The sequence below is a fragment of the Kovacikia sp. CALU 1929 genome, from assembly GCF_056784235.1.
Window position 1 is genome coordinate 136,333 of sequence record NZ_JBXBCF010000108.1, and the last position, 21,248, is coordinate 157,580.

Below are 21,248 nucleotides of genomic sequence, written 5' to 3' on the forward strand. Positions count from 1 at the left end.
CCAAGTGATCAAATCCAGCCAAATGGCTGGCGAACTGCTCCCCAAACCCCCAATTCTGGGAACCAAACCATTCACAGTCCCCTCAGAATTGAAGGATTAGGGGGGTGAAATTACAACTAAAGATTAGTTTGAATACAGTGGGATTTCAAGGAAAAACTGAGTTCCTTGCCCAGGTACAGAGTCACACCACAAGTTCCCCTGGTGCTTTTCTACCACGATTTGACGGGCGATCGCTAATCCCAACCCTGTCCCCTGACCGACTCCCTTGGTCGTAAACAGATGGTCAAAAACCTTCGCTTTGATGTCTTCAGGTATTCCTTTACCATTGTCACCAATTTGAATTTGAACCTGGTCTAAACTGGTTCTGCTGCGAATTGTAATTTGTTGAGGACGCGCTTCCAGATTTGTACAGATTTCAGTTTTTGCCATCTCATCAAACATATCGATCGCGTTTGCCAGAATATTCATAAATACCTGGTTCAACTGTCCCGGAAAACATTCAATTGGTGGCAACTCACCGTAGTCCTTGATGACCGATATTTCAGGACGATGCTGATTGGCTTGAAGCCGATATTTGAGAATTAGCAGGGCGCTATCAATGCCTTCATGCAGGTTGGCGCTGACTTTATGTTCGGTGTCGGCACGGGAGAAAGTACGAAGGCTGGTGCTGATCGCCTTGATGCGATCGGTCGCGCCTTTCATTGAGTTTAGCAGTTTGGGCAAATCTTCCTGCAAGAAATCCAGATCAATGTCTGCTGCATGAGCTTGTACGGTTGCGGCTGCCTGAGGATAGTTTTCCTGATAGAGTGTCAGATGCTCGAGCAGGTCTTGCACATACTCGGTAGCATTGTTAATGCTGCCATTCAGAAAACCAATTGGGTTATTGATTTCGTGGGCAACTCCTGCCACCAGGTTGCCTAAGGATGCCATTTTTTCTTTTTGCACCATTTGAAGTTGGGTTTGCCGCAAATCCTGTAAGGTTTGTTCAAGCTGAGTTGCCTGACGACGAGTTTCAAGGAGTAACCCGGTTTGTTGCAACGCGATTCCCATCTGGGCAGCGACTTGTTGGGCAAATTGAATCTCTGTTGGTTGCCAGGTGCGCGGGCGATCGCATTGGTGAATGCAGAGTAACCCCCACAGTTTTTCATCTTGCAGGATTGGTACCACCAGGGAAGCTTGAATCGCAAATTGCTGTAAAATTGCCCGGTGGCAGTCCGGTATCTCCTTTGCTTGCACATTACTCAGGGCGCAGATACGTCCCTGCTGATAGAGAACCGCGTAGTCTTCCCCAAAGCAATGATCGCGAACCTGGGTGGCTAAGGCAGAAGGAAATTCAGGCTGCACATCCTCAGCAATAAACTCACCGTATTCATAATTTTGCTCTGGATGAAACTGATAAATACCGACCCGATCAGCCTTGAGAGTTGAGCGAACGTTCTGGGTTACAGACTGAAAGATAGTCTCTAAATCTAAAGACTTTCGCATCTGAGTAACCACTTTAAACAGGATTTTTTGTTGCACCAGTGATTGTTCTAGTTGCTGTGCATTCGCTTGAGATGCTTGATAAAGGCGGGCGTTTTCCAGGGAAATGGCAGCCTGGGTACAGAGGAAGTTAAGAATCAGAATGCGATCGCTGGTAAATACACCGCTGGTTGATCGATTTTTCAAATACAGAATTCCAATTAATTGTCCTTGATTGAGAATGGGTAGACAAAGTAAGCTTCTGGGCTGTCGTTGGCGGAGATAGTCGTCAATGACAGGCAAGTCGGTGTAGAGGTCATCAATCATCACCACAGCTTGGGTGTTTTTGACATATTGAATCAGTTTGAGGGGCAGATTAGCGTTGCCCTCCAGCGGTTCTGCACATAGCTCTGTCGTCTCAGGCGTGGCAATCGCTTTCACTTCCCATTCATTCGCATGGTTGGGTAAAATCAAGGCACAGCGATCGCCTCCCGAATTTTGCAAAATCACCTGACTCAGTTGATGCAGTAGTTCATCCAGTTGAATCGTTCCAGAAAAGCTATGGGAGGCTTTTAAGATAGTGACAAAATCCAGGGCAGTATTAATGTTCGTACTGGAAGAATCACTCAAATCAGTGGACTGATGAATCGAGAGATTGGGAGAGGCAATGGTTGCCAGCGTTTCGAGTACCTTCACCGGTTGCGTAGCCGACTGGAGAATGGGGTGCAGCAAATCGGGATAGCGATTTTTTAAGTCATCGGTTTTGCCTTTGGCACCCCAGCGAGTGTAACCGTAGTAGGCTTCCTGCATGTAGCCAGCGGCAACTTTTGCTTTGCCCCAGTCCAGGTAAAATTGTGCCGCAAGTTCGTTGGCAAGGGCTTCGTCCTGGAAATAGCCGTTAGCCTTAGCTCCTGCTATGGCGTGATCGTAGGCATCAATAGCCTCCAGGCGATTCCCTGAGCAATGACATCGCACCGCCTCTACCAAATCATATTTGTGTTGATAATTCATGGGCGCAGCAGTGGCATAAATTCTCAGTTTTTCTTGAGTTGCGACCACTTGGGAGAGGAGTTCTTGCTGCTGCGGAGGCTCAGCCGTGGGGTAAAGGCTAAGATGAACTAATGCATCGTAATAGTAGTAAACTGGAGCAGAAGGCATTCCCATACCCGCTTTCAGGTATGTTGCTCCCTGGTTTGCTGTCTCAACTGCCGCCGCAGTATGCCCGAATGTGTAATTCAGAATTAACTTGTTCAGGTAAAACAGATGGAGTGTCAGCTCATCATTTTCTTGAAGCAGGGCTGATAGGCGTTGCTCTTCATCTTCAGCGTCTCGACCCAGATAGGCTGGGGTTTCACTGAACTGGATCAGGGTTTTGATCGAACACCGCAGGATGTGTGCCCAGGTTAAGAAATGCTGACTGGTCGAAAATCTTGACTGATAAATTTCTACTTCTTCTAACAAGGCTTCTAAATCTTCTGCTCCACATAAGTAGGTGTAGAGCAATCTAAACGAAGTAGAAACCAGCGCATGAACTGAATCCCCTGTTTCTAAACCCACCTGGTAGGATTCCTTTAATAACTGAATTGCCTGCTGAATATTTTGTCGATTTGATTGATTAAAGGCTGCAACTTTAAATTGCACCATACTTTTAACCGATTTCTCGGAATATTGATCCATGATGCGGAGGGCTAATTGACCCACTTGATAGCCTGTTTCCAACTGATTTAATACGGTGCTGACTACAATTCCAAAATCGGCATAGCCCGGTGCGGACAGGGGTGAATTCCCATACTTCAGTGATAAATTGACTTCTTCACAAGCAATGATGGGGAAAAGATGGGGAGCCGCCTGATGAATGGATGGAACCAGACTGATCATGATTCGCAATGCCGCTAAAGCATTGATGTCCTGTATTTGGGGTAAGTTCACCAGGTTCGCGATCGCCCCATCCGGTATTGCCGCCAAGGTTCTCTCTACAAAGCGTTTAATTGCAGATGGGCTAACCGATTCAGGCAGCATAACGCCCAACTTTTGAAGAATTTCTCGCCCAACGGTAATTGCCTGAAGTTGCTGATTTTGTATCTGATATGCCTGAAGTTTGAGTTCATAAACTTTTAGTTGATCCAGTAAGGTGCTGCTATGTTGCAACACCTCCTGAATCAGCGCCTCCATCTGCTCAAAATTACCCGTCAGTAGGGCAACCTCTGCCGCTTCCTCATGTAAGCGGTGCATCAGATCGGCATCCGTTTGCCAACCACCTGGCATTAAAAACTGCATACCATAGTCAAGGTAATGGGCAGCGGCTCCATAGGCAGTGGATTCTTTGGCTTTGCGACCTGCGCTGAGATTGAGCTGAGCATACTGCTGCCGCTGGGCAAGGGAAGTAATCAGTGAAATGCCACAGTTGAGTTGATTAACCAGTTCAAAAATAGGTTCATCTTGCTGCGTTTCATCCAAACTCTGCAACAGCAATTGTCCAATGGTGAGATGGGTCCGTTGTTTCTCTGCCTCTGGAATTAATGAATAGGCAGCCTGTTGAATGCGATCGTGAAAGAAGCGGTAGAGAATGGATAGATCGTCGTCTGACTCCTCCCCTGCCGCATCGAGAAAGAATTTATAGGTTTCAGAGATGGGAAGAACCAGACCTTCCTGAAGTGCCTGCCATAGTGCCGCAGTGGTTTCCGTTTGAGATTGCTCAGAAACGATCGCCAGAGTCTTTAAATTAAACTGATTGCCAATACAAGCCGCTAGCTTTAACACCTGCTGCGTCTGCGATGGAAGTTTCTGCAATTGCTGCGCCATCAGTTCCACCACGTCGTCTGTGAGTGAACTGGCATGAAGTTGGGTCATATCACATTCCCAGCAGCCCTGGTCAGGGTTGAAGGTAATCCAGCCATCGTTATGTAACGCTTTGAGAGATTGGATCGTAAAAAAGGGATTCCCCTGGGTTTTCAGATTGAGCAGTTCTGTTAGGGGACGCGATCGCTCGGTTGAGCAATGCAATGTATCAGCCAATAGCTTATTTGTATCCTGGAAGCTCAGGGGAGTGAGGGAAATTGCATTGACCGTCTTCCCCGCTTGCTTCAGTTCTTCCAATGTCAGGATCAATGGATGGGTCGGTGACACCTCATTGTCTCGATAAGCTCCCAATAGGAACAGATGGCTTTCGTCTTCCATCAGCAGTTTAATCAACTGAAGCGAAGCCAGATCTGCCCATTGTAAGTCATCCAAAAATATCACTAACGGATGGTCTGGTGTTGTAAAAACTGCAATAAACTTTTGGAACGATAAATTAAATCGATTTTGGGCAGCGACTCCCGACAATTCTGGAACTGGCAGTTGTTTGCCAATGATGCGCTCTAGCTCTGGCATCACCTCAATTAAAATCTGCCCATTGTCTCCCAAAGCTTCCAGAATCTGAGTGCGCCATTGGGTTAGTTGGGCATCAGATTCTGATAGTAATTGCCCAATCAAATCTTGTAAGGCTTGCACAAAGGCAGAAAAGGGACGGTTGCGATTGAATTGGTCAAACTTGCCTTTGGCGAAGTAACCCCGGTGATGGGTAATTGGTTTGTGAACTTCATTCACAACAGCGGTTTTGCCAATTCCCGAAAAACCAGCCACCACCATCATTTCCGATCTGCCCTTGGCAACCCGGTCAAAGGCATTCAGTAGGGTTTGCACTTCGGTGGCTCGACCGTAGAGCCGTTCAGGAATCAGGAAACGATCGCAGACATCCCGTGCCCCCGGTTCAAATGGTTGGATTGCCCCGGTTTCTTGGAATTGCGTCAGGCAATTCTGCAAATCATGCTTTAATCCCAATGCACTCTGATAACGGTCTTCAGCATTTTTCGCCATCAGTTTCAGCACGATTTGTGCGATCGTCACTGGAACTGGGAATTTTGAATTTTTAAGGTTGAGTTTTTGTAAAGCAGGCGGCTGCTTAGCAATATGGCAATGAACCAATTCCATTGGGTGAATGGATGGAAAGGGTAATTGCCCTGTCAATAACTCAAACAGGGTTACACCCAGGGCGTAGAAGTCTGCCCGGTAATCGATCCCCCGGTTCATCCGACCAGTCTGTTCCGGTGCCAGATAGGCTAAAGTTCCCTCCAATCCACCCGGGTTTTTGATTTCCTGAGTTTCCTTGGGTAACCGCGAAGCAATGCTGAAGTCAATTAATTTGACCTGCTGAGACGCTGGCTGAATCAAAATATTGGCTGGTTTAATGTCTTTGTGAATGATCCGCGCCTGGTGCAGATCGTGCAGAATATGAGTCAGTTGCAGGGCGATTCCTAATATCTCCAGCAAGGACAGCGAATGCTGCTGGACATACTGCCTCAAGGAAATACCACCAAAGTCTTCCATCACTAAGGCATAACTATTGCCGCACGGTACCAGATTGTAGGGGCAGATAATGTTGGCGATGTTCAAATTTTTGGTAATCGTGTACTGATTGCGGAACTGTAACAACTCATTGAAGCTAGGATGAGCTTGTTGCAGTAATTTGATCACTACCAAACGCTGAGAAGAATTTTCCAGGGCACGATAAACGATCGTTCGAGAACCTGCATAAATTTGCTCAACGATGTTATAGCCAGAAATGGAAAGCTCAATCTGGGGCGTAGGGGTTGCTGGGACTACCATAGGATCCAGGCAAATGATTGTAGGAGATATAAGATTATTTCCTAGAGTGCCCAGAAATCTTCTACTCTAGTCCTAAAGCATTTCCAGTAGCTCCCAAACCAACCGATTTCGAGATATAGCCATAGTCACCTGATTTAGGACGGGGTGCAGGGGTGGAACCCCTGGCTGGGGGCGCTGCCCCCACACCCCCTTTAACCCCCCAATGTACTAAGCAACCTGGCGACAGCTATATAACGGTTTTCCTTAGTGCAGTTTCAGGAAACCTGTTGTGCATAAATCTGACTTGCCCTCACCCTAAATCCCTCTCCCACAGGTGAGGGACTTTGAAGATCGCTCCCTTCTCCTGAGGGAAAAGAGTTGGGGATGAGGGTTGAATGATTGCTTGCACAAAACTCTTCTGAATATGCATTAGGAGGATTCATCACCCCCCAGCCCGTAACTTCCTGGCTCCGCTTGATGAGTTGTGCTGATTTGATAATGGCTATAGTCGGGGTTTAATTGGAAGTAGGATTAAACTGTCCATCTGTTGTGAAATCCCAGAACTGTGACCCCATCTGAAACGACCCCACTGGCGCGTACTCCTCTCTACACCCTTTCACTCAACCTCAATGCCCGGATGACTGAGTTTTCGGGCTGGGAAATGCCAGTACAGTACAGTGGCATTACCCGTGAACATCAGGCAGTCCGTACCTCAGCGGGCATGTTTGATATCTCCCACATGGGCAAATTTCAATTGATCGGGAACGATGTGCTGGGGCAGATCCAACCACTTGTACCCTCTGACCTCAGCCGGTTACAACCCGGTCAGGCACAGTACACAGTATTACTGAATCCCCAGGCTGGCATTGTCGATGATCTGATTTTCTACTACCAGGCAATAGACCCGACTGGGCAACAACGCTGGACGGTCATTGTGAATGCTGCCACCACTCAAAAAGATAAGTCCTGGATGCTGGAGCATTTAGACCTGAACCAGATTCATTTTCAAGATAACTCCACTGCCCAAACGCTGATCGCCGTTCAGGGACCTGAAGCTGTTGATCGCCTGCAATCCCTGGTTAAGGAAGACCTCTCAGGCGTTAAACCCTTTGGGCACCTGGAAGGCACCGTTTTAGGACAGTCCGGTTTCCTTGCCCGCACGGGCTATACGGGAGAGGATGGGTTTGAAGTCATGACCGCTCCAACTGTGGGAGTCGATCTGTGGCAGACGTTGTTTGATGCGGGGGTGACTCCCTGTGGTTTAGGTGCCCGCGATACCCTGCGATTAGAGGCGGCAATGGCACTCTATGGGCAGGACATTGACGATACAACCACCCCCCTGGAATCGGGACTGGGCTGGCTTGTCCATCTGGATAGTAAGGGTGACTTCATTGGGCGACCCATTCTGGAGCAACAGAAGCAAGCGGGAGTCCAACGGCGGCTGGTTGGGTTACAAATGCAGGGACGCGCTATTGCCCGTCATGGCTATCCCATATTCCACGATGGCAAACCTGTTGGCGAAGTCACCAGCGGCACCCAGTCCCCTACCCTGGGACAGGCGATCGCCCTTGCCTACGTTCCTACCACACTCTCCAAACCTGACCAGAGCCTGGAAGTGGAAATTCGGGGCAAACGCTACCCGGCGATCGTCGTGAAGAAGCCGTTTTATCGGAGAGGGAAGTAGGTGATTCAGGAAGATCGTCAGGCTTAGACCTGGGAGGTTTTTGGAAATCCCAGGTCTGGGAAGGCTTTCAAATCGATGGGTGAGAAAGCGTATTTCGCGTCAATGCAAACTACCGTAAAATCTATACTCGAAACTCTAAATCTGCCTGAACTATCCACCCTGTACTCCGCACCCTCAAATCGCACCCCGTACTCTGTACCTCCTACCTAAAATTTTAAGGAATCCCAATGTCATTTGAATATCCTGATGATCTGAAATATCTGGACTCCCACGAGTACGCCCGCCTGGAAGGAGAAATTGCTACGCTTGGAATTACCGCCTTTGCGGTGGATCAACTGGGCGATATTGTTTTTCTAGAATTGCCTGAAGTTGGTGATGCGGTGGAGAAAGGCGAGAAATTTGGCACGGTTGAGTCCGTTAAAGCGGTTGAAGATTTGAATTCCCCCGTTACGGGAACGGTTATCGAGTGCAATACTCCCCTGATGGATGCCCCAGAAGATCTGGCAGAAGACCCCTACGGTGAAGGCTGGCTGATTAAAGTGCGGGTTGATGATCTCGGAGATCTGGACGATACCCTTTCTGCCAGCGAGTACCGGGAACAGGTAGAAGGAGAGTAGGGTGGTGCGATCGCGGCAAATAGCAACCGCATTTACCGTTGAGGCTCACCGCAGCCCAAAGGATCAGTGATATTGAACGGTCACTGGCTAAATGGTGTAGTCAAGCCGATCAGCACAGAATATTTGTTAAAGTCTGTGAAGATGGTTATCGCTGATCGGCTGTAATGTGACTGTTTCTTTACCACAATTTTTATGCTAGAGCGTTCTATGGATCAAACTGGCGCGAGTGTGAATGGCTCCACAACGGGCAATCTTAATTCCTCCTCAATGAATGGGGCTGCCGGTGCTGCCAATGGCTCCCCCCATACCGAAACCTCCCACTCGATACCGCGCCCTCCGTTTCCAGCGAATCCTCTGGCATATACTGACGCTTTTGAGCGCAGGCACATTGGACCCAGCCCGGATGATATTCACCAGATGTTGTCCCTGATGGGGTTTGATAGTCTGGAAGCTCTGATCAGCGCAACGGTGCCTGCGGCAATTCGGATGCAGCGATCGCTCCATTTGGAGTCGGCGAAGAGCGAGTACGAAATGCTGCAAGAGCTAAGGGAAATTGCCCAGGAAAACCAGGTTTATCGCTCCTTCATTGGCATGGGGTATTACAACTGCATCACCCCCCCCGTGATTCAGCGCAACATCCTGGAAAACCCTGGCTGGTATACCCAGTACACGCCTTATCAACCTGAAATTGCCCAGGGTCGTCTGGAGGCGCTGCTTAACTTCCAGACTATGGTAACGGACCTGACTGGGCTGGAAATTGCCAACGCTTCTTTACTGGATGAGGCAACCGCCACAGCGGAAGCCATGACGATGAGCTACGGGGTCAGCAAAACAGGGTCTAAAATCTTCTGGGTATCGGCAGAGTGCCATCCCCAGACGATCGAGGTCTTGCAAACCCGCGCCCATCCGTTAGGGATCGAGATTGTGATCGGTGACCACCGCAGCTTCCAGTTCGACCAACCGGTGTTTGGGGTGCTGCTTCAATACCCTGCCAGCGACGGGGCGATTTATGATTACCAGGCGTTTTGCGATCGCGCCCATGCTGCCGGGGCACTGGTCACCGTGGCAGCGGATCTGCTCAGTCTCACCCTGCTGAAACCTCCTGGTGAATTTGGTGCTGACATTGCCGTGGGTAACACTCAACGGTTTGGGGTGCCCCTGGGCTATGGCGGTCCCCATGCGGCTTACTTTGCCACCAAAGAAACCTTCAAACGCCAGTTGCCCGGTCGTTTAGTTGGGGTTTCTAAGGATGTGCATGGCAACCCTGCCCTGCGATTGGCACTTCAAACCCGCGAACAGCACATTCGCCGCGACAAAGCGACCAGTAATATCTGTACGGCTCAGGTGCTGCTGGCAATTATTGCCAGTACCTACGCGGTCTACCACGGTCCCCAGGGATTGCGTCAGATAGCAGAACGGGTTCACTGTATGACTGGGATTCTGGCAGAAGGCTTGCACAAGTTGGGCTATTCCCTGGGCACAGAATCCTACTTCGATACGCTGCGGGTCACGGTTCCCCCTGAAAAAGCAAAGGATGTGGTCAGACGTGCCCACTCCCACCACGTCAACCTGCGCCAGATTGACGATCGCACCTTCGGCATTTCCCTGGATGAAACCGTCTCGTCCGACGACCTGATTGCCCTGTTCCAGATTTTTGCCGGAGAACAAATTGCCCACTTCACCCCGGAAGATGTGCTATCCCACTGTCCGGTGCCCTGCTTGCCTGCCTCCCTTTGCCGCACCAGTACCTATCTGACGCACCCGGTCTTCAACTCTTACCATTCGGAAACGGAGTTGCTTCGGTACCTGTACCGCTTACAGTCAAAGGATCTGTCGCTGACCACGGCAATGATTCCCCTCGGCTCCTGCACCATGAAGCTGAATGCCACGGCTGAAATGGTGCCCATTACCTGGCCAGAATTCAGCCAACTCCATCCCTTTGCACCGCTAGACCAGACCAGGGGCTATCAACTTCTGTTTGAACAATTGGAGGAATGGCTGGCGGAAATTACGGGCTTTGCAGGTATTTCACTTCAGCCTAATGCGGGTTCCCAGGGGGAGTATGCCGGACTGCTGGTGATTCGCCAGTATCACGAGTCGCGGGGAGATCGCCACCGGAATGTTTGCCTGATTCCCCAGTCAGCCCACGGCACCAACCCCGCCAGTGCGGTGATGGCAGGCATGCAGGTGGTGGCAGTTGCCTGTGATAGTGACGGCAACATTGACCTGGCAGACTTAAAGGCAAAAGCCGAACAGCATCGAGATAATTTGTCTGCCCTGATGGTGACCTACCCTTCCACCCACGGGGTGTTTGAGGAGCCGATTCAGGAGATCTGCACCCTGATTCATGCAAACGGGGGCCAGGTTTATATGGATGGTGCCAACATGAATGCCCAGGTGGGGCTATGCCGTCCTGCCGACTTTGGGGCAGATGTCTGTCATCTGAATTTGCACAAAACCTTCTGCATTCCCCACGGCGGCGGCGGTCCTGGCATGGGTCCGATTGGTGTCGCTGCCCATCTGGTGCCCTTCCTGCCTCAGCATCCAGTGGTTCCTGTCGGGGGTAAGCAGGGAATTGGGGCAGTTTCGGCAGCCCCCTGGGGTAGTGCCAGCATCCTGCCGATTTCCTGGGTTTACATTGCACTGATGGGGGCAGAAGGGTTGAAGCAAGCAACGGAAGTTGCGATTCTGAATGCCAACTACATTGCCAAGCGGTTAGAAGAGCATTATCCCGTTCTGTATAAAGGGAAAAATGGCTTGGTTGCCCATGAGTGCATTATTGACCTGCGCCAGTTCAAGAAAACGGCTGAGATTGAGGTCGATGATATTGCCAAGCGTCTGATTGACTATGGCTTTCACCCACCCACAGTATCGTGGCCCGTGGCTGGCACCATCATGGTAGAACCCACCGAGAGCGAGTCGAAGCAGGAGTTAGACCGTTTTTGCGATGTCATGATTGCGATTCGGGAGGAGATTCGGGAGATTGAGCAGGGGCAGGCAGATCGGAAAAACAATCTACTGAAAAATGCGCCCCATACGGCGTTTGCCCTGGCGGCTGATGAGTGGAACCATCCCTACTCCCGCCAACGGGCAGTCTATCCCGATGCCTGGACGCGCGAGAATAAGTTCTGGGCAGCCGTGGGACGGATTGATCAGGCGTATGGCGATCGCAACCTGGTCTGCACCTGCCCGTCGATGGAAGCGTATAGTTAAATGATGATCGCTTCCGCCTACCCTACTCGTTTAGCGGCTCTCCTGTTTGATTTGGATGGCACGCTGGCTAACACCGACCCCTTCCACTACCGCGCCTGGAAGGAACAGTTGCAGGACTATGACTTTGATATTGATGAAACCTTTTACAAAACCCGGATTAGTGGGCGGTTAAACCCGGCGATCGTGGATGATTTGCTGCCCCATCTGACACCGGACGCTAAAGGGCAGTTTATTGAGCAGAAAGAAGCTCGCTATCGGGAACTGGCTCCCCATCTGGTTCCTTTGGCTGGGCTGTCTGATATTGTGACCTGGGCTGAAGAGCGGGGGTTGAAGCAGGGAGTGGTGACTAATGCTCCTTTTGAAAATGTTCACCACACGCTCAAAGCGCTGCACCTAGAAGGTAAGTTTGCTCAGATTGTGATTGCGGATCTTCTAGGGATTGGCAAGCCTGACCCTGCTCCTTACCAATACGCCCTGGATCAGTTTGGCATTGCCCCCAACCAGGCAATTGCGTTTGAAGATTCCCCTTCTGGTGTGCGGTCAGCGGTGGGGGCAGGCATCCCAACCATTGGAATTGCTTCCACGCAGGAGCCACAGAGGCTTTATGAGGTGGGCGCAGCACTGGTGGTGGTTGATTTTTCTGTACCGGAACTGTGGGAGTTTTTGGGGGAAGGGTGAGCGTTGGGATGGTGTGGTTGATAGAGTTTGAGCAATTGCACAGGTCTTGGGTATATTCATTGGCATGGGTAAGATTGCCGTAATCAATCAAGCAGGCGGGGATCTGGTTTTGCTGGGCGACGATATTAGCTGCCTTGAATTGCCTGTTTCATTTCACGGACGGCGCGCTCTAAGCCAACAAGAACAGCACGGCTGATGATGGTGTGCCCAATGTTAAGTTCTTCCATGCCAGAAAGAGCCGCAACAGGATAGACGTTCCAGTAGGTTAGCCCGTGTCCGGCATTGACACGTAAACCTGCTGCGATCGCCAATCGGCATCCCTCCGCCAGAACCCTTAGTTCCTTTTCCTGGTTGGCTTCATCCTGTGCTTCCGCATATTGCCCCGTGTGCAATTCAATAAACTTCGCTCTAACCTCAGCCGCCGTCTCAATTTGGCGCGGATCAGCATCAATAAACAGACTGACAGGAATTCCAGCCGACTGAAGCGTATCTACCACATCGGTCATCCGGTCTGTCTGAGCCGCAATATCTAATCCGCCTTCCGTGGTGACTTCTTCCCGTCGTTCAGGAACCAGAGTAACGTAGTCGGGTTGAACGTCGAGGGCGATCGCCACCATTTCATCCGTTGCCGCCATCTCTAAATTCAGGTGTGTGCGAACTGTCTGCCTCAGAACACGCACATCCCGGTCTTGAATGTGCCTGCGGTCTTCCCGTAAATGAACGGTAATCCCGTCTGCCCCGCCTAGTTCTGCCAGGACAGCCGCAGCCACCGGATCAGGTTCAACAGTTCGTCTAGCCTGCCGAATCGTAGCAACATGGTCAATATTTACGCCGAGTGTAGGCAAGGGTATGTCTCCGTAGGTGGATAGATTGATTTTAAAGCGAGGTCAGGGAGTTGAGAGTTGAGTTTTTGGGTAATCGGTAATGGGCGATCGGTAATCGGTCAGTAGGTGGGTTGAATTAAAAGACAATGCGTTACGGCTGCGCAATGCTGTTAGCGAAATAATACTTAACCTAAGCAGAGGGTTGAGCCAAGGCTGCAAGGGGGATCATGTTACCTTATAGGGAAACAGGTTGACCAGTCAGACACCCCCCGCGAAGCCGGTGGCTTAATGAGTGTGACCACCTCAAAGGCGGATGTCCTCGCCGGGGGCTTCTCAATCAGTTTCTAGAATTGTCCAACCGATTGGGTCCACCTCAGGATGACCCATCCCCCATCCTCCATCCACTCCACTGGCGCAAGACTTCTGCCATAAACCACCAGGGTCCGGTACTGGGCTTGAGCGGCTAAGGCTTTCCGAATAGGCTTCTAAGGAACTTAAACCGTTTAAGCGGAGTCTTAAAAGCTATCAAAGGATAATTAAAAAGGTTCTCAGACAAGGAACCGTATTGTGAATGGATTGGGTGAAATTCTTCAACTTAAGGCTAGATTGAAGTTGAACTATAGGCATAAGCATGGGAGTGTATTTCGCTCAAGGAGTTAAGTAAAGATGAAGCTAAACATTCTAGGGACTACTGCATTAATCGCTACCTTTGTGCTGGGTAGTTCTGTCGCGGCGGCAAATCCAGACCATGTTAGACGGTTACTCAATACCAACGCCTGTCCTAACTGTGACTTAAGTGGTGCTGATTTGCGAGGCGCGAATCTAAGAGGTGCCGACCTCAGGAATGCAGATTTAAGATATGCCGATCTCCGAGGGGCTGATTTATCCGGTGCCAATCTGAGAGGTGCCAATCTTTATGGCATACGCCGCTAGTACTGGTTAAGTATAATTTAACGGTTAGGGAACACCCAGGAAGTTAATCAGGGTTGAATTTTGAGGGTCTGCAATCCGTCAAAATTTCCTGACAAAACACTAGCGCTCTGTGTGATCTTTTGAATTTGTATCTAGTTTCCATTCACTGCGAAATAGCTCTTTGCAGGGTGAATTGCCCTATTCAGGTCATTCTGCGATCGCTCCTGGCTGAACCTGGTTGACCGACAAATTTTTTTGAAACTCCCTTCACAGCCATTACCTAACCACCCATAGCAAGAATTTGATGCCATTTGGGAACTGTATCCAGTAGAGTTAGATTTTCTAAAAACGATGATGGCTGAGATGGTTCCTGTTGATGTAGAAGAGCGGCAACGGCAGGCAGCCGCAGGGCTGAAGGCAAAAAATTATGCTCAGGCAGCAGACCTCTACCAGGGGTTGATTGAGGTTGAACCAGAAGTTAGGGAGCATTACTGGAATTTAGGTTTGACAATGCTGCTGCAAGAGCAGGAAGCCGAGGCTCAAACAGTCTGGATGCTGGCAATGGTAGACGGTGACACCGTCCAGGTGCAGCAGTGGACGATAGAGCTAATCCTGGTTTTATCGGCTGAGGCGGCGCGGCGCGAGTCCGCCGGTGATTATTCAGTTGCCTGTGGCATTCGCCAACATATGCGAGAAATTGCCCCGGAAGACCTGACGAATCTTCTGCATCTGGTTGATCTGCTGATCGAATTAGATCGGTTTACCGTTGAGGGCATGGTTGACCTGGGTGTGGTTGCCCTGCTTGAGTCAGAATCGGCGAAGGAAATTGTTGATTCAGCAGTCCTGCTCAAGCTGCTCAAACGCCTTTTAACCATTGCTCCCTTTGAAGCCATTACATTTGACTTTGCAGCGGCTTGCTTGAAGGTTAGCTCTGATCCGTTGGAGTTTGTGCTGGTGTTAATGCATCAGGCGATCGAGATCGGCAATAACTTGGGCAACCCTCTACTTGCGATTCGCTACATGAAACTTTGCCTGGAAGTGTTGCCGGATGATCTGGCAATTTTGGGACATCTGGCACACCTTTACCAGAATGCAAACCAGCACTCGGAAGGAATTGAAACAGCAAGACAGTACTGCACACTGGCACGGGCGATACCTGACCAGGTTTTTGGAGCGTTTGTCATGCTGCGATCGCTGCTGCGGGCAGGGGGGTACTGGGATCGTATTTTCCCAATTTTTGAACACCAGGACACCCTGATTGAAGACCTGATCCATACCCACCCTGATGCGCTCGATCCCAATACGATCTTGCAACTGACAACCTCGACCTTCTGCCAGCCATATATCCGGGACTCCCTGGTCAAAAATCGCCTGAACCAGAACCGACTGATGGAGGTGTGCCAATCCAGTGTGCAGTCCTACTCTCATAACCTGGTCGATCGCTATCAGCAGGGGTTTGCCACAAGACCAACTCAGCGGGATAGAACCCGTCCCCTCCGGATTGGCTATGTGTCTCACTGCATGAGGCGGCACTCCGTTGGCTGGTTAAGTCGCTGGCTGTTTGAACATCATGACCGGCAGCAGTTTCACCTCTATGGCTACTTCTGGAACTCCCAGGAGCCGGTGCGGGATACTCTGCAACAGTGGTTTATGCAGCATGTCCACCATGCCAGGATTTTGGGGCGGGATAGCCAGGAGATTGCTAATCGTATCTTCGAGGATGAAATTGACATCCTGGTAGATCTAGACAGTATTACTGCCGATATTGTCTGCGAAGTCATGATGTTGAAACCTGCCCCCGTCCAGGTCACCTGGCTGGGTTGGGATGCCTCTGGTATTCCAGCCGTGGACTACTATATTGCCGATCCCTATGTGCTGCCAGACTATGCCGAAGACCACTATGCCGAAAAAATTTGGCGCTTGCCCCAAACTTATATTGCAGTAGATGGATTTGAGGTTGGAATTCCAAATCTACGACGCGAACAGCTAGGCATTCCGGAGGACGCTGTAATTTACTGGAGTGGGCAGAGTGCTTATAAGCGGCATCCCGATACGGTGCGATCGCAACTGGAAATTATCAAAGCGGTTCCCAACAGCTATTTCTTGATTAAGGGAATCAATGACGAAGGCTCAGTCCAGCAATCCTTTCTCCAAGTAGCCAACGAGATCGGTGTAGAACAATCACGCTTAAGGTTTTTGGGCGACGTGGCAGAGGAGCAAACTCACCGGGCAAACCTGGGAATCGCGGATATTGTGCTAGACACCTACCCTTACAACGGAGCCACCACCACGCTCGAAACCTTGTGGATGGGAATTCCAATGGTGACACGGGTAGGTGAACATTTTTCCAGCCGTAACAGCTACACGATGATGAAGAACGCAGGCATCACGGAGGGCATTGCCTGGACCCACGAAGAATATGTGGAGTGGGGCGTGCGCTTGGGGCAGGATGCCGAACTACGTAAACAAATTACCTGGAAACTATGGCAGTCACGGCGTAGCTCTCCCTTGTGGAATGCCAGGGCGTTTACCCGTGAAATGGAGAATGCCTATGAAAAAATGTGGGAAATTTATCGGTTAAAACAGTAATTGTGTACTAAATATGTACTAAAATCCCTATGATGTACCTGAAAAAACCTTTGCCCAAGCTAGGCGCAATCTGTCTAATGGCAGTGATCGCGGGCTGTTCCACCCCAGGGGAAGTATCGCAGACGGATACACCTCAAAGCCCTCAACCGCAAGTTTCGTCTCCAGTAGAAGCCAGTCCATCCGCAGTAGCCAGTCCAGAAGTTCGTGTAAAAGCTATCAGAAAGGCTAACCCGCAAGCCGTCGCCTTGAACAATCAAGCGGTCAATCAGCTAGCTAAAGGAGACTATAGTAAGGCGCTGGCGACCTTTAACCAGGCAATTCAAGCTGACACAAACTTGGCAGAAGCTTATCTGGGTCGAGGAATTGCCCATTCAGGATTGCGTCAGAGACAGGCAGCCTTCCAGAACTATAATCAGGCAATTAAGCTGGATGCCAATTTTGCCGAGGCATATCTCAATCGGGCAGATGAGTATGCCGCAATGGGTAAACGCAAAGAAGCGATCGCAGATTTTGACCGGGCTGCCCAACTCTTCCAGCAACAGGGCAATCAGCCAAATGTTCGCTTCGCCCAAGCCCGGATGGAAGACCTCAAACCGCCTCCAGCCGCCATCACCCCTGCCTCCAGCCCTCCACCGGGTGCGGTTTCCGTAGCCAGCAATCCCAAAATGGCGCTGGCAATGCACCTGAGACAGGCAGGCGCAAAAATGTATGGCACCTACTGGTGCTCCGTCTGCAACTGGCAGCGAGAGCAGTTTGGCGAAGCGGCTTTCAGCCAGATTACCTATGTTGAGTGTGATCCGAAGGGTGCCAATCCTCAAGTCAACCGATGCAACCAGGCAAATATTGCTGCCTACCCTACCTGGGAAATTAATGGTCGCTTGTTTTCGCCGGGCGGGTATCCTTTACAGGAGCTTGCAAATATTTCGGAATATCAAGGTCCTCGTAATTTTGGGGGGTAAAGATGAGTGTGGCGGCTTCCCGGTGGACAAAGCTGTTTCTGCTCCTACTGCTGGGTATTGGGGTAGCGCTATTGGTGGCGGTTGTAGAACAGGTCAACCAGATGGGGGCGCTGCGGACATTTGATTATTTTGTGACGACTCTTGGTAGTAATTACCGCCAGTGGTTTCAGCAACAGAATACCAATAACCTACCCCTGTTGCTGGTTTTATCCTTTGCCGGAGGGTTAGTTGCCAGCATTTCCCCCTGCATTCTGTCCCTTTTACCAATCAACCTGACCTACATTGGCACCCGCGAAATTACATCCCGTCGAGATGCCTTTTTTAAGGCGGGGGCTTTTGTTCTGGGGGTGATCACCATTCTCAGCCTGTTTGGTTTGTTTTCTTCCCTGGCGGCGATCGTCCTCATTCGATTTAGAGGCTATTTTCACATTCTGGTGGGAGTCATCATTTTGGTCATGGGTTTGAGTCTTGCGGGACTCATCAAGTTGCCTTTGCCCCGTCAAAAGTTCGTTAGTGTCGGTAATCAAGCAGACTCCCAATCCCAAAGAACTCCATTTTGGCTAATGGGTCGAGTGCGGGCATTATTTGCAGGACCCTATGGCGTGGGGTTAACCTTTGCGTTGGTTAGTTCTCCCTGTACCAGCCCAGTCATGTTTGCGGTTTTGGCTGCTGGGGCGGCGACTGGCTCTCAAGCGCTGAGTGTATTGACAATGGTGAGCTATGCGATCGGATATACCGCGATTATCTTTTTCGCCAGCCTATTTGCAGGATTGGCAAAACAAACCCGTAGCCTGCTGACCCATTCAGAAACGATTGTGCGTTTTGCCAGTGTGCTGCTGCTGCTGATCGGCGGCTTCTATCTGGTAGATGGTAGCCGATGGGTATTTGCAACGCTAATGGTTTAGGGCATAAAAAAGCACCAACAACCACGTTGGTGCGGAATGTCGTTAAATTACACCTGCCGTATTCCTGGGGTGAGCCAGGAATGCAAAGGAGAAACACCCTAAACGTCGAGAAACACCCTGGAGATTGGGTTAAGCTTACTAAGCTTTTTCAGCCTGCCGCTTACGGAGTGTGGTGATGCTGATGCCCAATCCAATAAGTCCTGGCAGTAGTGCCGGAGTTGGGATGGCGGTGGGGGCACCTGTCACGTAAGTCCCAATCGGACCAGAAGTTGCGGTGAATACCTGCTCGGTTAGATCGTCTAACTGGACAAGGGTACCAGTAGTCAGCTCTTGGAACTGGAAGTTAACGCCCAGCAATGTCCCGCTGTTAAACACAAGCCGGGGAAAGAAGCTGGCTGGACGGGGATCGGAAGCTGCCGTGTAATCATTCCCCAGAAGGGTGAGATTTAAGCTCTGCAATCCGCTTCCAGTTGTTAAGAATTCAAGCCCTGCACCTGTCAGGAAGCTATCGTCGAAAGTCACTGAGCCAGCAGTACTGCTAACAGATCCTGACCCTAAGTCGATATTGATGCTCAGGGGAGCAGACAAGATCGCCGCTTGAGCCGGTGCGGCTTCCAGATTAGCGGTCCCCAGTACAATACAGGCTGCACCAGTTATAGCAACCGATAGCTTTTTCACTATGGTTGAGGTTGTCATTATTGATTCCTCCAAAAAAGATGAACATTGGGTGGTAGAGTCCCCTTTTTTTGGAAGCAAAATCAGCAAATCCTCAAGATTTCATCAATCGGTAGGTGCGAACCTACTCTAATTAAACTAGTTGATAAATCTTTATGGTTACTGCAATCTTTGTACCAGCTTGCAAATTGTCCTTTTTAAACCTTATCCATGTGGCGTTGCTGATTTTGGGTATGAATTAAAGGTTGTATGAATTGAAACTTCATTCCATTTCATACTGCTATTCAGCAACACCCTATTTTCTGCTGTAAAATTCCGGTTTTACCCGATGACTTTCCACTCTCAACCCCCTAACAATCGGCGAAAACCTCCAGCCAAACGAAAGATTGTCCTGCTGATTGGGGTTGCCACTTCCCTATTTATTCCCTTTCTTTTGAGCCTGGTCGGACTTTTTCTTAGCCTGTGGATCGTGGTTCCGGCTCCGACGCTGTCTCTATTACCGCTGGGAGTGGGCGCACCGGAAATTAGCCCGTGGTTGGTGGCGGTGAATGCGATCGCCCTTCTGCTGGCAATACTGGGACTTTCTAAAAGCGGGTTATATAGCATTGCGTTGATTTTGAGCCTGATGGGCTTAATTTTCAGTAGCCTACCTTTGATTCAGCTACCGTCTACAAATGTCCGTTTTGCCACCGAAATGCAGAGAGCTTTCGGAACTCACTATTTGGACAGAATTCCTGCCGAGATGCAGTCCAAGATGCGCCCCCGGCCGTTTGTTCTGGGAGATATTTGGCAGGGAATCCCCGTTAGAGAAGTCCGCACTTTTAAGGGAGTTGGGTTTGCCAGTCCGGATGGAGTTGCGTTGAAGCTGAATGTTTACCAGCCATTGACGAGGGGAAAGTATCCGGTCATTGTGGTGATTTACGGCGGAGCCTGGAAAGAGGGCAGTCCCGATAATGACGAGTTGTTCAGCCAATACATGGCAGGCCAGGGCTATGTAGTTGTGGCAGTTGACTACCGCCATGCTCCCCAATACCGCTTTCCGGCACAGGTGGAGGATGTGAAAACCGCGATCGCCTATATTCAAGACCATGCGCATGAATGGGAGATTGATATTACCCGCATGGCGTTGATGGGACGCTCGGCGGGGGCACATCTGGCAATGCTGGTAGCCTATCAACGGGAAGCTTTGCCAATTCAGGCAGTGGTGAATTACTACGGACCAGTTGATCTGATTGCTGGCTATAAAGACCCTCCTATTCCCGATCCCATTGATACCCGTGCTGTTCTCCGGTCATTTCTGGGAGGCACTCCAGATGAATTGCCTGATTTGTATCGGCAGGCATCACCCATGACCTACGTGGCGGCATCGTTACCACCGACACTGCTGGTGTATGGCGAACGGGACCATCTCGTGCTGCCAAAGTTTGGCAAAAGGCTCTACGATCATTTGCAGCAAACCAACAACACGGCGGTTTGGCTCAACATCCCGTGGGCAGAGCACGCTTTTGATGCAGTTTTTACTGGGGTCAGCAATCAACTTGTGCTTTATTACACAGAGCGTTTTTTAGCCCAGACAATGATGCCAGCCCAGATTGACGAATGAGCCAGGAAAAAAAACAGCAAATTGGCTAGGATGAGATACAAAGTTAAGCTATTTTCCTACTATCAGTGTTTCCGGTAATCGCTTATGACTAGGACATTTCCTGTGGTTTCCCATGCAATCTCTGCCGCCCCAACCGTAGCGCCAGAAAAGTCCAGTCAAGTGACGACGCAACGCTATCCCAATTACAAGGTGATTGTGCTCAATGACGACTTCAACACGTTTGAGCATGTTGCCAAATGTCTGGTCACCTATGTTCCAGGGATGACCCCCGATCGCGCCTGGGAACTGACCAACCAGATCCACTTTGAGGGGCAGGCAATCGTTTGGGTGGGTCCTCAGGAGCAGGCAGAGCTTTATCATATGCAGCTTGGCATGCAGGGGTTGACCATGGCTCCTTTAGAGGCGGCATAGTGATCCTATCCCCGGTCGCCTCGCCCTCGCGCCCCCTCCACTCCACTGCGCCCACCTGCCAATTCACGGTTAAATAAGAAGGTTCCTTAAT

13 protein-coding genes are annotated in these 21,248 nt (G+C 50.2%); 10 read left to right on the forward strand and 3 right to left on the reverse strand.

The annotated features are described in order from the left end of the window. Positions 1–123: 123 nt before the first annotated feature. A complete protein-coding gene (locus AC1S52_RS30550) occupies positions 124–6,108 on the reverse strand; it encodes a trifunctional serine/threonine-protein kinase/ATP-binding protein/sensor histidine kinase (RefSeq protein WP_482032822.1) in 5,985 nt (1,994 codons plus the stop codon). Between the two features lie 544 nt (positions 6,109–6,652). Here AC1S52_RS30550 and gcvT point away from each other — a divergent pair. From gcvT to AC1S52_RS30570, 4 genes are all read left to right on the forward strand, one after another. After that, complete coding sequence (gene gcvT / locus AC1S52_RS30555) at positions 6,653–7,771, forward strand: glycine cleavage system aminomethyltransferase GcvT (RefSeq protein WP_482032823.1); 1,119 nt, start codon at positions 6,653–6,655, stop codon at positions 7,769–7,771. Between the two features lie 227 nt (positions 7,772–7,998). Continuing rightward, on the forward strand, positions 7,999–8,388 hold the full coding sequence (gene gcvH / locus AC1S52_RS30560) for a glycine cleavage system protein GcvH (RefSeq protein WP_482032824.1): 390 nt from the start codon (positions 7,999–8,001) through the stop codon (positions 8,386–8,388). Positions 8,389–8,580: 192 nt separating this feature from the next. After that, positions 8,581–11,601 (forward strand): aminomethyl-transferring glycine dehydrogenase, encoded by a 3,021-nt coding sequence (gcvP, locus tag AC1S52_RS30565; RefSeq protein ID WP_482032825.1) that lies wholly within the window; start codon positions 8,581–8,583, stop codon positions 11,599–11,601. Further along, the gene (locus AC1S52_RS30570) at positions 11,602–12,279 is read left to right on the forward strand and encodes an HAD family hydrolase (RefSeq protein WP_482032826.1); all 678 of its coding nucleotides are present in this window, start codon (positions 11,602–11,604) and stop codon (positions 12,277–12,279) included. It abuts the gene before it with no gap. Positions 12,280–12,404: 125 nt separating this feature from the next. Here AC1S52_RS30570 and AC1S52_RS30575 read toward each other — a convergent pair whose 3' ends face one another. Further along, positions 12,405–13,124, reverse strand: coding sequence for a pyridoxine 5'-phosphate synthase (locus AC1S52_RS30575; RefSeq protein ID WP_482032827.1), 720 nt, complete (start codon positions 13,122–13,124; stop codon positions 12,405–12,407). Positions 13,125–13,769: 645 nt separating this feature from the next. Between AC1S52_RS30575 and AC1S52_RS30580 the strand changes: the two genes are divergently transcribed. The 4 genes from AC1S52_RS30580 to AC1S52_RS30595 all read left to right on the forward strand — a co-directional run bounded on the left by AC1S52_RS30580 (position 13,770) and on the right by AC1S52_RS30595 (position 18,468). Then, positions 13,770–14,036, forward strand: coding sequence for a pentapeptide repeat-containing protein (locus tag AC1S52_RS30580; protein WP_482032828.1), 267 nt, complete (start codon positions 13,770–13,772; stop codon positions 14,034–14,036). A 330-nt stretch (positions 14,037–14,366) separates the two neighbouring features. Beyond that, positions 14,367–16,604, forward strand: coding sequence for an O-linked N-acetylglucosamine transferase, SPINDLY family protein (locus AC1S52_RS30585; RefSeq protein WP_482032829.1), 2,238 nt, complete (start codon positions 14,367–14,369; stop codon positions 16,602–16,604). A 29-nt stretch (positions 16,605–16,633) separates the two neighbouring features. Beyond that, on the forward strand, positions 16,634–17,563 hold the full coding sequence (locus AC1S52_RS30590; RefSeq protein WP_482032830.1) for a tetratricopeptide repeat protein: 930 nt from the start codon (positions 16,634–16,636) through the stop codon (positions 17,561–17,563). A gap of 2 nt (positions 17,564–17,565) precedes the next feature. Beyond that, positions 17,566–18,468 (forward strand): cytochrome c biogenesis protein CcdA, encoded by a 903-nt coding sequence (locus AC1S52_RS30595; RefSeq protein WP_482032831.1) that lies wholly within the window; start codon positions 17,566–17,568, stop codon positions 18,466–18,468. Positions 18,469–18,606: 138 nt separating this feature from the next. Here the strand turns inward: AC1S52_RS30595 and AC1S52_RS30600 are convergent, their stop codons facing one another. Then, entirely contained in the window at positions 18,607–19,164 is a 558-nt protein-coding gene (locus AC1S52_RS30600) for a PTPA-CTERM sorting domain-containing protein (protein ID WP_482032832.1), read from the reverse strand. A gap of 307 nt (positions 19,165–19,471) precedes the next feature. Here AC1S52_RS30600 and AC1S52_RS30605 point away from each other — a divergent pair, with 307 nt between their 5' ends. Next, complete coding sequence (locus tag AC1S52_RS30605) at positions 19,472–20,746, forward strand: alpha/beta hydrolase fold domain-containing protein (RefSeq protein ID WP_482032833.1); 1,275 nt, start codon at positions 19,472–19,474, stop codon at positions 20,744–20,746. 84 nt (positions 20,747–20,830) lie between these two features. Beyond that, a complete protein-coding gene (clpS, locus tag AC1S52_RS30610) occupies positions 20,831–21,157 on the forward strand; it encodes an ATP-dependent Clp protease adapter ClpS (RefSeq protein WP_482032834.1) in 327 nt (108 codons plus the stop codon). Positions 21,158–21,248 lie beyond the last annotated feature (91 nt).